General features: G+C 36.7%; 12 protein-coding genes and 1 pseudogene. 6 read left to right on the top strand and 7 right to left on the bottom strand.

The features are described from left to right. Positions 1 to 74: 74 nt before the first annotated feature. Entirely contained in the window at positions 75 to 251 is a 177-nt protein-coding gene (locus BC008_RS50235) for a hypothetical protein (RefSeq protein ID WP_201026063.1), read from the bottom strand. Between the two features lie 472 nt (positions 252 to 723). Between BC008_RS50235 and BC008_RS01120 the strand changes: the two genes are divergently transcribed. From BC008_RS01120 to BC008_RS01110, 3 genes are all read left to right on the top strand, one after another. Further along, positions 724 to 1362 carry a ThiF family adenylyltransferase gene (locus BC008_RS01120; protein WP_027845612.1) on the top strand — a complete coding sequence of 213 codons (639 nt, stop codon included), beginning with the start codon at positions 724 to 726 and terminating at the stop codon, positions 1360 to 1362. Between the two features lie 128 nt (positions 1363 to 1490). Next, complete coding sequence (locus BC008_RS01115) at positions 1491 to 1754, top strand: hypothetical protein (RefSeq protein ID WP_027845613.1); 264 nt, start codon at positions 1491 to 1493, stop codon at positions 1752 to 1754. A 35-nt stretch (positions 1755 to 1789) separates the two neighbouring features. After that, positions 1790 to 2275, top strand: a complete 486-nt coding sequence (locus tag BC008_RS01110) for a GNAT family N-acetyltransferase (RefSeq protein WP_027845614.1) — start codon at positions 1790 to 1792, stop codon at positions 2273 to 2275. Between the two features lie 149 nt (positions 2276 to 2424). On the opposite strand, the gene BC008_RS01105 is transcribed toward BC008_RS01110, so the two are convergent. Next, entirely contained in the window at positions 2425 to 3057 is a 633-nt protein-coding gene (locus tag BC008_RS01105) for a histidine phosphatase family protein (protein ID WP_027845615.1), read from the bottom strand. A gap of 1014 nt (positions 3058 to 4071) precedes the next feature. Between BC008_RS01105 and BC008_RS01100 the strand changes: the two genes are divergently transcribed. Together BC008_RS01100 and BC008_RS46020 are read left to right on the top strand one after the other, a co-directional pair. After that, positions 4072 to 6318 carry a peroxidase family protein gene (locus BC008_RS01100; protein WP_058182971.1) on the top strand — a complete coding sequence of 749 codons (2247 nt, stop codon included), beginning with the start codon at positions 4072 to 4074 and terminating at the stop codon, positions 6316 to 6318. Positions 6319 to 6547: 229 nt separating this feature from the next. Beyond that, positions 6548 to 6688 (top strand): annotated as a pseudogene (locus tag BC008_RS46020) (ATP-binding protein); the annotation flags it as partial. A 331-nt stretch (positions 6689 to 7019) separates the two neighbouring features. On the opposite strand, the gene BC008_RS01095 reads toward BC008_RS46020, so the two are convergent. From BC008_RS01095 to BC008_RS01075, 5 genes are all read right to left on the bottom strand, one after another. Beyond that, positions 7020 to 7808: a carbonic anhydrase gene (locus tag BC008_RS01095; RefSeq protein WP_027846809.1), complete on the bottom strand. Its 789-nt coding sequence runs from the start codon at positions 7806 to 7808 to the stop codon at positions 7020 to 7022. Positions 7809 to 8452: 644 nt separating this feature from the next. Next, a complete protein-coding gene (locus BC008_RS01090) occupies positions 8453 to 8776 on the bottom strand; it encodes a hypothetical protein (RefSeq protein WP_036268939.1) in 324 nt (107 codons plus the stop codon). A gap of 246 nt (positions 8777 to 9022) precedes the next feature. Then, the gene (locus BC008_RS01085) at positions 9023 to 9451 is read right to left on the bottom strand and encodes a hypothetical protein (RefSeq protein ID WP_027846811.1); all 429 of its coding nucleotides are present in this window, start codon (positions 9449 to 9451) and stop codon (positions 9023 to 9025) included. A gap of 166 nt (positions 9452 to 9617) precedes the next feature. Next, positions 9618 to 11213: a nickel-dependent hydrogenase large subunit gene (locus BC008_RS01080; RefSeq protein ID WP_027846705.1), complete on the bottom strand. Its 1596-nt coding sequence runs from the start codon at positions 11211 to 11213 to the stop codon at positions 9618 to 9620. A 169-nt stretch (positions 11214 to 11382) separates the two neighbouring features. Next, positions 11383 to 12345, bottom strand: a complete 963-nt coding sequence (locus BC008_RS01075) for a hydrogenase small subunit (RefSeq protein WP_027846704.1) — start codon at positions 12343 to 12345, stop codon at positions 11383 to 11385. A gap of 800 nt (positions 12346 to 13145) precedes the next feature. On the opposite strand from BC008_RS01075, the gene BC008_RS01070 reads away from it, so the two are divergent. After that, positions 13146 to 13342, top strand: a 197-nt coding sequence (locus BC008_RS01070; protein ID WP_201026062.1) for an IS630 transposase-related protein, incomplete at its 3' end; no start/stop codon positions are given.

The following is a 13342-nucleotide window of genomic DNA, read 5'->3' as shown; positions in this document are numbered from 1 at the left end:
AAGACTAATATTTTAGAATTTAAATAACCAAATTGAAATAGTAATTTAAATTAAATAGTCTAAATTCATAAAAATCATGAAATCAGAGTAATTAGATTAGAAAAAGCTTCGGTAACTTGTGTTATGTTTTGATTCTGTAAAACAAATTCACTATAATCCGCTAAATTATCTAAACCAACTACAGTCAAGATTATTTCTGCAGTTAACCATACAGAGGTTTTAAGAAATAGTTTTTTCCATCGTACTTGCATAACCGACATTCCTACCTTTACATAAATTTATTCTTAAAGCCAAAATTCTTGAACCTGATACTCTTAGATCTACTATTCTTAAAACCAATATTTCTTAAATCCCCACAAGATTATTGTTAATAAATGTAAACGATTATAGGTATTGATTTCAATGCTGTATTGGTGGGGATGCGGTAGTAATTTCACCCCTACAGAGTTTAGGAATTACATATTGACCGGTAAAAATATTTGGGAGAACCTTGCAAAGGTAAAGTGAGGTAAATCAAGTTACACTAGTGCTTTGAGACAAGTCCTAGAGAATATATTCTAACTAAACAATTTAAATTTTCGATGACAAACTAGTATCCCACTGGGGAAAGTAAAATTGTCAACTAAAATAGTTTTTAATCTATTCTATTTTTACCAAATCCCCAACTTTCCACACTTCCCACACTTCCTACACTTCCCACACTTTCACCCATCCCCAATCCCCATGACTGACGCATTTTTCCATGAACAACTACATCGTACTCCTGCACTAATGGCAAAGTTAAGAGATTTTCCGATCGCTATCTGTGGTGCGGGAGCTTTGGGTGCAAATCTGACCGAAAATCTTGCTCGTTCCGGGTTTAGTAAATTGCGGGTAATTGATAAAGACAGAATTGAAGAGCGCAATCTTTCAACCCAACCCTACTATCGTTCTGATGTGGGAGCATATAAAGCCAAAATTCTTACTAATAGCTTATATCGGGCTTTGGGTATCGCAGTAGATGGACGTTCCCAAGAACTGACTCCAAGCAATGTAAAACAATTATTAAATGGAAGTGCTCTTGTCGTTGATTGCTTCGATAATAGTATTGCTCGTCAAATAGTTACAGATTACTGTGCTACTCATATACCTTGTCTTCATGTAGGTTTAGCAAGCGACTATGCAGAAATCATCTGGAATCAAATCTATCGCGTACCGACACCTGCTAACGATGACGTCTGCGACTATCCCTTAGCCCGAAACTTAGTTATTTTGACTGTCGCAGTCGCTTGTGAAGTGATTACAAATTTTGTTGCTAGCGAACAACAGAAAAGTTTTACCGTTACCCTCGCTGATTTTGCGATCAAGGCTTTTGATTTGTGAGTTAGGAAAAATCTTCGAATAAAAGAAACTCTAGATCTATGACATATGCCATAATCTATTAAGTTTTAGTCTTAATAATTAAAATTTAGTCCTAATAATTAAGAAATTATAGAGGAAAATCAAAGGCTATGGAGGAAAATCAGCAAAAGCAGCGTCGCACAGCTGCTCAAGAATTTGAAGAATCTTTAGAGCAGTTACAAAATATTCTGCACGAAGATGAGAATACAGAAGAAGAGAATACTCATTCAATTAGCGACACTACAAATAACAGCAAAGTAACTGATAACTCCTCCGGTATTGACTTAGCAAGTTGGGAAGATGCTGTTGCTGATATAGAGCAATATTTGGAAAATAAAAACAAGGATAAGAATAAGTCGGTAGGTGATGGGTAATTGGTAATTGGTAATTGGTAATTGAAAAATCATTTGTGTCAGAAGAAATTTTAACCCTTACTAGCGAACATCTTGATGCTTGTGCCAATCTATTAGTACAAGTTTTCAATAAAGAACCGTGGAACGAGTCTTGGAGTTTTGATAGTGCAAGAACACTTCTATGGGAAATATTTCATACACCTGGATTTGTAGGATTCGTATTCTGCGATCGCAAAAAACTTCTGCAAGTAGACAGTAAAATGCTGCAAGCAGGTCAAGAACTCCTTGGATTTATCGCTGGTTACTCCGAACAGTCTTGCAATTACAGACGTTTCTTTTTAAGAGAAATATGCGTCCGCAGCGATCGACAACGCCAAGGTATTGGAAAAAAACTACTTCGTCATTTAGTTGAGACCTTATCAACTATGGACATCAACTTAATTTATCTTTTGACAATGAAGGATGGAGAACTTAAAAAGTTTTATACAAAAAATGGTTTTTTAGACAGTCCACATATGATGCTAATGTTGCAGCAAATATAGTATCAATATCTAAAATCAAAACAATATTAGAAAAAGCATATTAAATATTATGTAGATACGACGTATTATTTCTAATAATATGCTAATGGTTTACCAAAAATTTTTGAGAATACACAGTTAATTTTCAAGGGATATCTTTAAAGATATATCTATGACAGATGTGATGTAGATACACCATTCAACCATATATCTGAATTACGACATTCTAACTTGACAATTCCACAGTTGGGAATTTTTAAGGACTTGATAAAAGCCTGAAATTCTTCCATTGCTTGAGAGTTAATTTCTACAGTATTGCTAAGCATTAACCACAAAAATGCTCTGATAAATATTTCGTATGTAAAAACTGCAGTAAACTCTTCCTCCAATCGATATATTTTTTGCCGAAAATCTTGTACTCGCTGTATCATATCTGCGAATGACTCTGCGCCTACACCATCAACATAGTTTGGATCGCACCTTTCCCAGTAAGCTTTCGACATTGGAAGTCTTTCTTTTGCTGCTGTGTTATGACGTCGGTCAAGGCTAAGGTAGGTAAATTCATGTACTAACCATTCTGTCTGAGGAGTAGAAGTAAAGCGCTCAACAGTAGGTTGTGCTGTTTGCTTGGTACGGATATAAGGCGAAGTGACAATCAAAGAAGGTGCTTGGGTAAACGCTGAAGCAGCTTTATTAGCTTGTTGTTGTCCTTTCTGTGTCAGGTTGATTAAAGTAACATCAGAAGTTGGTAAACCAGCGTTAGCTTCAGACTCTCCATGTCTAATTAACCAGATTGATATCATCACAGGAACTCACTATTCTTATTCTCAGTTAGATTATCCCTTTAGTAGATGACTTAACCAGGAAAAAGGCTACATTTACGAACATTGCCCTATGATTTTGTTTAAGTTTTATTTTGGAAAGAATTTTGCAACCAAGATAAATTTTCTATTATTTTTATAGTATTTGTATTCAGTTAATTTAAATAAGCTCAAATCTTGAAGAATATACAAAGATTAGAAACAATGTATTGAAACTATTTTATCTAGGTGTAATATATTTATTAGTTACAAGGGTAAGAATAACTAAAAAATTACACTCAATATTAATTTATCGCTTAGTTTCTTGAAATGTCAGCCAGTTTTTTGAAAAATTATCTGATATTCAATATCAAAGCTACAGAGATGTTTTCTAATCCCGTTTAAAGCTTATGAAATCTTCACGATCTTTTTTCCAGCATGCGATAAGGAAGAAATGTCAACTTCCTTTTGTATTCCCAATAGCTTGAGAGAGTAAAAAATTACTTGAAAATTATTGCTCCAATACTACTACCATTTTTATGGTGGTAAATATAGTTTTACAGTTTGAATCTGCGATCGCTCTGTAAGTCTCTATTCAGTTCAAAAACTTGAATATTTAATTTATTATTAAGTCTTTTGCTTCAAAAAAAGATTTTTTACCTCCAAGCGATATTCTCAGCTATCGTTTAATTGACATTGAGTAAATATCCATCTTTTCTCTAAACCTAATAGCGATTGTTGAAAAAACTTTTTAAAACATAAGTTTACTTAAAAGCATTAAATCAATTACTTAAATTTTCTGAAATAGTACTCATACAGCTTGAATTAAGAGATAAAGGTTTGTAGCGTAACGCAACCAACTACTTATAGGTGCGGTAACATTTATTACTTCTTGTGATTTTTGCTTCTCCCAAACCTCTATTAACTTATTGGAGAGCTTGTATAAGTTATTAAAGTTTGCTTTTAAGACTAATTGTCATTTTCATTCATTTTCAATAATTTTAAAGATTTAACCCAATGCAAAATCAAATCTTTTTCAATAACCCCTTTTTAGATAGTGATTTCGAAGTTCAATCTTTGGATGGAACTGGAAACAACCTGGATAAACCTGAATATGGAGCGACTGATAGTGCTCTGGTAAATATTGCACCGCTTAATTATGGTGACGGTTTCTCTACCCCTACAGGACAAGATCGTCCGAACCCACGGGAAATTAGTAACGCTATTTCTCAGCAAAATGAAGATATTTTCGATCCTAGAGGACTTACTAACTTTATCTGGGCTTGGGGACAGTTTCTCGACCATGATCTTAGCCTGACCCCTGAAGATGGAAATAAACCTGTTTCGATTCCCGTACCTGCGGGGGATCCTTTCTTAGACCCACAAAATACCGGTAATGTAGTTATTGACCTTAATGATTCCCAAGTCATCGAAGATACCGGAACTGATGTCAATAATCCAAAACAATTACCCAACGTTATTACTGCTTGGATAGATGGCTCAAATGTATATGGATCTGATGAAGAGCGTAATGATTTTTTGCGTTCTTTTGAGGGAGGTCAACTCAAGACCAGTGAAGGTGATTTACTACCCTTTAATTTACCTGTGAATGAGGGTGGTGTAGAAAATGATAATCCCACCCGTCAGGATCCTACAGATTTATTTGTTGCAGGAGATGTCCGAGGGAATGAAAATGCTGTACTATCATCGGTTCACACCCTCTTTGTAAGAGAACATAACCGTATTGCAACAGAACTTAAGGAAATACATCCAGAATGGACTGACGAGCAACTATTTCAACGTGCTCGTCAAATTAACATCGCCCAAATGCAATCAATTACTTTTAATGAGTATATTCCAGCATTATTGGGTGACAATGCTTTACCTGAATACACAGGCTATAATTCTGAGGTCAACCCTGGTATTACTCGCACATTCAGTACTGCAGCATTTCGTTTAGGTCATACTCAACTTAGTTCAAATATTGTCCGCTTAGATACTGAAGGTGAGGTTATTCCGGAAGGAAACGTCACTTTAAGTGAAGTCTTCTTTCCAGGTTCTGGAGTTCTTCAAGAGGCTGGTATAGACCCTATTCTTAGAGGTATTTCTTCTTCCCAAAGCCAACAGGTAGACAATGAAATCATTGACGATGTGCGTAACTTATTGTTTGGTATGGGTCCAAGAGGTGCTGTCAGCGCGAGGGATTTAGCCGCAATCAATATTCAACGCGGACGACTCAATGGCTTAGCTGATTACAACACAGTTAGAGAAGCCTTTGGTTTATCTCGCGTGACTAGTTTTGCAGAGATTACCTCAGACCAAGAGAAACAAAATACTTTACAAGAATTATATGGTAGTGTAGATAACATCGACTTTTTTGTCGGTATGTTAGCTGAAGATTTACTTCCTGATGCTAGTGTTGGTGAAAGCGTATATGCTGTTCTAACTTACCAATTTCAAGTCTTACGAGATGGCGATCGCTTCTACTATGAAAATGTCTTTACGCCAGAAGAAGCTGCAATCATAGAAAATACTCGTCTATCGGATATCATTAAGCGAAATACCGATACAACTATCATTCAGGACAATGTTTTTTCTCTCGTTAATAAAGGTACATCTAATGATGATGTTCTCAATGGTGGTTTAGGTAACGACACTATTTCTGGTTTGAGAGGTGATGACCTTATTCATGGTTATGCAGGTGAAGACAGTCTTAATGGAAATGCCGGAGATGACACTCTCAAAGGCGGTAAAGGAAACGATATTCTCAAAGGTGGTAAAGATGATGATATTCTTTACGGTAACCAGGGGGATGATAGTCTTTACGGGAATCAAGGAGACGATATTCTCAAAGGTGGTAAAGGGAACGACACCCTGAAAGGTGGTAAAGGAGATGATATCCTCAAGGGCGGTAAAGGAGACGATCTTCTTCATGGGGGTCGAGGAGACGATCGCCTTGATGGCTATTCTACAGGTGGGACAGAATATGACACTCTAGTTGGTGGAAATGGATTTGACACCTTTGTTCTGGGTAATTCTTCTGGAGCTTATTACCAGGGTGAAAGTTACGCAACTATCCAAGATTGGGATTACAAACGCGATTTCATCGAAGTCGGTGGAAATTCCGAACAATACTCTCTTGGTTTTGATAATTTAAGTGGTAGTTCTGAATCTGATACTTTGATTTACTTCCAAGATGACTTAATTGGTGTTATTGAAGATTCAACCAATGTCAATATTTTCCGAGACTTCTTTGTTGTCTAATATTTACTCAGACTTACGTCTTTAGGAATAAGAATTTAATAACCTGTAATTCTGAAATTTAGAATGGTGCATTACGCTATGCTAACAGCACCCTACTTTTGTACTTTATTTAATCCACATTTCGGCGTTGCTGAATAGAGAATGCTAATCAAGGAATCGAATTATTGAAACATTGATTTTTCGTAGATAGTTATATGAAAAGCATTACGCACTCACCAACGCCACTTTTTTTAATAATCTTTTTACAACTAAAAGTGCAGATAAAGGTACAGGACTAGGTCTGGCGATCGCGCGCCAAATTGTTGAAGAAAACCATGGTGGTAGATTAAGCTTTAATTCTAAGCTCGGACAAGGAACTGAATTTTTATAGAAAGACCTATCTCATCATGAGGATTTTGACAAGTGAATAGTTGATAAATAGATAAGAAAATAAACTCAAAACTTTCTACTGGAAAACTCTCTACTGGGTGAATAATTGAAGGACCGGAAACTGCTAAGCAAGAGAGTATTAGTAGAAAAATAGTTATCCCTATGCATGTAATTTTTTCTCAGTAGGGAAAGAAATATTGACTAACAAGCTGTTTCTAGTCCGTATTTGAGATTTTGTAGATTGTTTTATTTGTGGGAATAGGTATCGTGGATCGGTGCATTCGACCAAACATCTAGCTGCTAGATATTTGATACCCTACAATACACCGCTTTTAATTTGAACCCAATAAAAACCTGCGGTTTAAATTTTGAACTGGTCTTGCATTAAGTGGAAATAATTTAGAAAATTTTTGTACTTGTGCGACCGATACCTCAATTGGTTTTTTGTAAACAATCCAATTAACCTTTTCCGAACAAGGTGGTGTGGTCAAAGAGCCATAATATCGATAGAATTCTTTATCCGTTGGTAGCAATTCAGAAGCGTTAATTTCTACATTAGGAATTATTTGTTCTTTTCCTTGTTTCTCCGGTAAAACCTCCCAAATAGATTCTAAAGCTTTATTTGCTTTACCCTGTTTGAGAAATATACCTAATACAGCTAGAGACCCTTTTTCATTTTGGTGAACTAGATGTAGTTCCATTGGAAAATTTTGACTGTTAACTTTATGCTCGCTGGGGTGATGAAAGTGAAATTGTACGAGCTTATAAGTTTCTCCATCTAACTTCAGTATGCTTTCTGACTGATAATTAACTTGGATTGTGTGACCGTTATTAATAATCCGTAATGGAGAGCTTTGATAATCAATTTCTAACTGGTCGAGATTAGCCTCAATAGGTGAATTGATATTAATTGGTGATTGGGCTGTACCTAAATTACAGGAAGAAAATTCTGGTGATAATTTACCCCAATTTTCAGGTCCTTCTTCACCGATATAACCCCAGTGGGGCTTCTCTTTTTGTTTTGAAGCTACTACTAAATCACGAAAGTTCCAACCAAGGGAAATTGCTGTCACTCCAACAGCTCCGATTGACAAATCTCTTAGCAGTTTTCTTCTTTGCATATGTCTTAAGCTCCAACGTTTAGTTCTTTCGGTGCTGTGTATCACCTACAACTTCAAATACTATTTATTCGGAAAATAACATATGAGTCTAAGAACATTCTTAAAATTCACTGAATTGTAACTGAAGGTCAAAATTGTGACTAAAGTTAAATCAGAAACATATATTTATTTCTGAAGTACGGCAATTCGATCAATTTAATAATTTATGAGGGATGTTGATTGCTCATATATACTTAAATTATTAGTATTTGACAACTTGCAAATATATACATTTTTTCTTACCTTTTGAGACCTAAGTACAAACTTCGGAGTAGTATAAGTTACTTCAGTGCCAGTATATAAAATTTTTATATTTATTTTTTTTGTAATTTTAGTTACTTTTGTTCTGGTTTGTAATATACCTCACTTGATATCTGAGGAATCAGAAATATATTGAAGTGATGACATTTAAATTATACTGAGTAGGGAAATTGATAAAATTGCTAGCTAAATATATGCAGAGGCTACCTATAGGATGTGAAACATCTTTTGATGACGATTATTCTATATTGTCTATTTTCTATATGGCTTACAAGTAAATAGATAGACTTTGAATTTTATCGCCCTACTCTTAAGATTTACAGATAGGATTTCTAAACCCTGTTCTAGCTAATGCTTGCTAAAAATTTATCAGTTTCTTGATGCTTGGTAAAAGTGTAAATCTCGTCTAACTTGTCCAATGGTGTAATCATCACACCGACTTTAGGAGCATTTCTCAGATCTACAAGTAAAAAATACTTCCCCTTGCCTTGGTATTTTTTTGTAAGTTCACAAAGAGAAGTTTTTATGTAGTAATCTTCATCTTCTGTTACATGATGATGGAAAACTATATTGACATTATCGTCAAAATAAACTTCTCCTGAGTAAATATTCTTTCTGATATTAACAGTTATCTTAACGGGAAATATTTCTGTTTGGATTATGGGCATAGCTTTGAAATTATTCTGATAGGTCTGCACAAAAATATATTTATTGTCTGAGCATTTATTGGTTGAATGATGAATCTAAACCTTGAGCACATTCAGCGTAATGTACCTTCAGATAAAAACTCAGGTTTTCAAAATGGGTGTAGCTTAAGAAAATAGGTGCAGCTTAAGAAAATAAATTAATAAAGCTGTAACGCATTATTTTATTTGAAAGAACGTTACAACTATCAATTGAGAAATCAATCTTGCTTAAGCTTTCAACTCAACATTATGTTCTTTAGCGATTTGAGTTAGTTTTTCAAATTGTTGTTGTGAAGCTTGCTCGATTAATTCATCGGCTTGTTGAGCATCATTACCTTCTGATGGGAACAAGTACTTAACATATAGTGAAATGAAATCAACCATCACTGCAGTTCCTGATAAACCATGTTGATCGACGAGTTTTCCTGCAGATACTGCAGCTAATCCATCTCTGATCGGGTTATTTTTCACCTTTAAAAATTGGTCTATAAGTTGGTGGATATATTCTTCAGGAGAAAGATTTTCCAATTTACTCTCATTGGGAGTAAACTCATATCCGGCTTCTTTTGCTTGTTCTAAAACACACCATTGAGTAAATTCTTGGAGTGCTGTCTCTGGAAGAATGGAGAGATATCGGTGTAATGCTAATTCAGACACAGGCTTATAGTGTAGTTTTTGAAGTAGGAATTTAGGAGTCAGGAGTCAGGAGTCAGGAGTCAGGAGTCAGGAGTCAGGAGTCAGGAGTTAGAAGTTAGAAGTTAGAAGTCAGCTGCAAGGAGAACTTATTTTCCATTGAACTCACTTGCAAGCTGGAATCAAACTGTTACGCAGTACGGAAACGCGCTAACTCTTCACCAGTTTTAGCGTCATGAGCATGAACTGTACAAACTAAACAAGAGTCAAAAGACCTAGCTACATGACCTACCTCCACAGGATCGGTGAGGTCTTCAATTGGCGTTCCAATTAACGCTTGTTCGACTGGACCACGTACTCCTTCTGCATCGCGAGGTCCACTATTCCAAGTGCTTGGAGCGACAATCTGATAGTTCTTGATTTTACCATCTTCAATATCGACCCAATGACACAAAGAACCTCGTGCAGCTTCTGTTGCACCCCAACCCCGTCCATCCTTTTCTTGAGGTTTAATATACCAGGGATCGTTAAGACGAAATTCCTGCAAACAGCGTTCGGCTTGACGATATAACTTCACGAGTTCGTGAGCTCTTGCTAACTGACGTAAGTGAACGCTAGCACCACCCATATGCTTAAAGGTATCAAGAATAAACCCATCATAATGCTGCCAAGACTCGCCATGTTTACCACCAGCAACCAATTGACGAGCTAAAGGACCGGCTTCTAAGCGACCATAGTCTTGATGTTTGACTGCCGTTGACCAAGAATATTTACCATTAAAATCTTTGGCGTTGTTTTGGATTGGTTTAGTTTTGCGATCAAGAGGATAAATGTCAGCTTCTCCTTCAGAATACCAAGAGTGAACTGTATTTTCCCGAGCAAAAGAATGGTGCATCGGTACATGGGTGTCACTAGAAGCTTCATAAACTCCACTTTTCATGATCATGGCAGCATTACGTCCCTCAATACTGGGATTCTGATACTTTGCCTCGTGGGGTAGATATCCCCAGGTAATATACTTACCTACACCGGCACCATATCTATCTAAACCTATATCTAAGCCCATCCGCCAATAGAAACCTAAATCAGAATTACGATGGCTGAGATTTTCATCCAACCATACCATAAAATCCTCATAAGTTTGGATTTCTTCATAACGTTCTAAAGAACATCCCAACCATACAGGCTCTAACCAGCTAGTACGGAAATATTCTAGAATTGATAGGGCACGGGTAACATCGGTTAAAGTAGGGGCACACATTACACCCCCTGGCACCATATAACTAGAGTGGGGCCATTGTCCGCCAAAAAGGGCATAAATTTCTACCGGTTTGGCAGAAATAGTAATACCTTTTTCGTAAGAGGTACCACTAAAAGCAGCAAATCTTTCGCAGGCTTCTGTATAGAAAATACTATTTTGATACTTTTTGTTAGTTAAGTCGGTAGCAAAAATGCCATAAAAATAACGCGGTATACTTTGTAGAGTTTCAACTATTTGACCGAGATTCCTGGCTAAAATAGCGTTACGTGGAACTTCTGTTTGCCAAGCAACATCCAATGCCCAAGAGGCACTGGTAAGATGGGAAGCTCCACATATGCCGCATATTCTAGGAGTAACAATTAAGCCTGCCTGTGGGTCTTTCCCACGTAAAATAACTTCAAATCCGCGAAATAGTTCCGCATGAGTCCAAGCATTTACTACATGACCATCTTCAACTTCTACTCTGACATCTAAATCGCCCTCAACTCTCCCGAGGGGCGAAATATCTAAAGTTTGAATTTCCATTCTCCTCTCCTTTTGGCGATTGGGGATAGCACTGTGTGCCGCCTGCGGCGTCGGCAAAGCCTCTGGCGACTGGGGATAGCACTGCATGCCGCCTTGCGGCATATGGCGACTGGGGACTTGCAATTGGGGACTGTTTACTCCTAATCGCTAATTGCCTATCCCCAATCCCCTAAACAGTAAAAAAGTCTTCTTCAGCCCAACCTGGCGCGACATCTTTTGACACGATGCTGAGCAATACATAGTCGATTTTATTGACCCCAGGAGGTGATTCCTTAGGAACACCCATAACAGTTTGGGTTTTAAACACTGTTCCTGGCTTGAGGTCATAAAATGGAAATTCGGGTTCCGTACAACCCAAACAGGGCATTCCAACCCGAGTTTTGGAAGAAACGCGATTCCACAAAATCCGGTTACAAGAAGAATGGGTCATGGGTCCGCGACAACCCAAGTCGTAAAATAAGCATCCTTTACGCTGACCAAATTCAGCCGCAGATGCTTTATAAGCAAAGTGAATGTTGCGAGTACAACCTGTTTGGGTAAAACTTTTGAAAAAGGTTTGAGGACGATTTAGCTCGTCAAAAGTAATATCGCCAATTCTACCTGTGGCGATCGCAACCAATATCTGCGTAATCCAATCGGGGTGAGCGGGACAACCAGGGATATTAATTACCGGTACTCCTGACTTGCTGCGAAATTCTTCCCCCAACAAACCACCCTGTTCGCGTTTGAGAAACTGTAATCCTTGAGATTCGCTAGGGTTAGGTTCCATTGCCGGAATTCCACCCCAAGTTGCACAGTCTCCCACCGCTACAACGTAGTTAGCTACTTGAGCTAAATCCGCTAACCAACTTTTCATTGGACGGTTTGCAAAACGGTTCCATTCACCGGTTCCATTTGGGGCGTTAACAACCGAACCTTCAAATACTAAAACATCAAGAGAAACTCTACCAGAAATGCAATCCCACAACAATCTTTGTACATTGTCACCCAACTCAGTACCTAAAGAAGGGTGCCACAATACATTAATGCCGAAATCAGTTACCAGATCGCAAACCGTAGGTTCTTCTGCGTTGAGAAATGACATGGTGTTACCTGAACAGGCTCCACCTTGCAGCCATAATAAATTAGTCATTAGTGGTCTTTTGTTACAGACTTATAACAGTTAATAGTTAACAGTTAACTGTGCACTCACTACTTAATTTTCTGCACTTGATAATTCAATATTAATTGCTGAGACTTTATTTTTCATCTCAAGTATTTTTCAGCAAATTGTTCACTGTTTACATTATTTTTGGATGATGTGTGAATGGTTTTCATGTAGGGAGATTTTAGCAGTGAAGAGGAACAAGTTAGACACAAATTTTACAGATTTTTTGGCTGTGAATTTTAACAATTTTTGTTGAATTTGTTTTTGTGTTATTTTATTACTTCTCTTTTAGTAAAAGTAAAATATCACGAGCAAACAAAAATCTTAAAACTGGATTAATTATTTTTAATAAAATCTCACAATCCATATAATATGAGAAAAAAGATATTGAGATTGAAAAGACTTGAGTTACTACATATCATATTCCGAACCTGAAATCTCAAATCTTAAATCTCAAATCTTAAACCTCAAATTCCAAACCTCAAATTCCAAATCTTAAATTCCAAATATCAAGTTCCAAAATCTCAACATGAAAATTTGGAATTGTTAATTAAATTTTCAGGAATGGTACTTACTAAAAAAATAAGTATCACAAATTACTTTTTGTAATCTCAAATAATTATGTATTGTTTTGATTTTAATTTACGCTGCGTCAGTTTTAAATTAAACATCAAAAAATATATAGTTACCTAGGCTAAGGTTATATGGGGAATTTATAGCAATCGCCAGCTTAGTTAGGACGTAAGGTAAGATAGATCGAGAAGTGATTAGTCTGGACAATTCCAATGGCAAGGTCTTACAGTTATGATCTGCGACGAAAAGTGATTGAGGCAATTGAACTTAATGGAATGAAGCGCTGTGAAGCCAGTGAATTCTTCAACATCAGTCGTAATACCATCAATACATGGTTCCAACGTCGTAGAGAAACGGGTGATTTTAAAGCCAAAGTCAGAAAAAATCGAGGGAATGGTCATAAAATCAC

It is taken from the genome of Mastigocoleus testarum BC008 (assembly GCF_001456025.1).
In the GTDB taxonomy this organism is placed as follows: domain Bacteria; phylum Cyanobacteriota; class Cyanobacteriia; order Cyanobacteriales; family Nostocaceae; genus Mastigocoleus; species Mastigocoleus testarum.
Note: the sequence above shows the minus strand (reverse complement) of the source record. Positions and strands in the feature narration are given on the sequence as shown.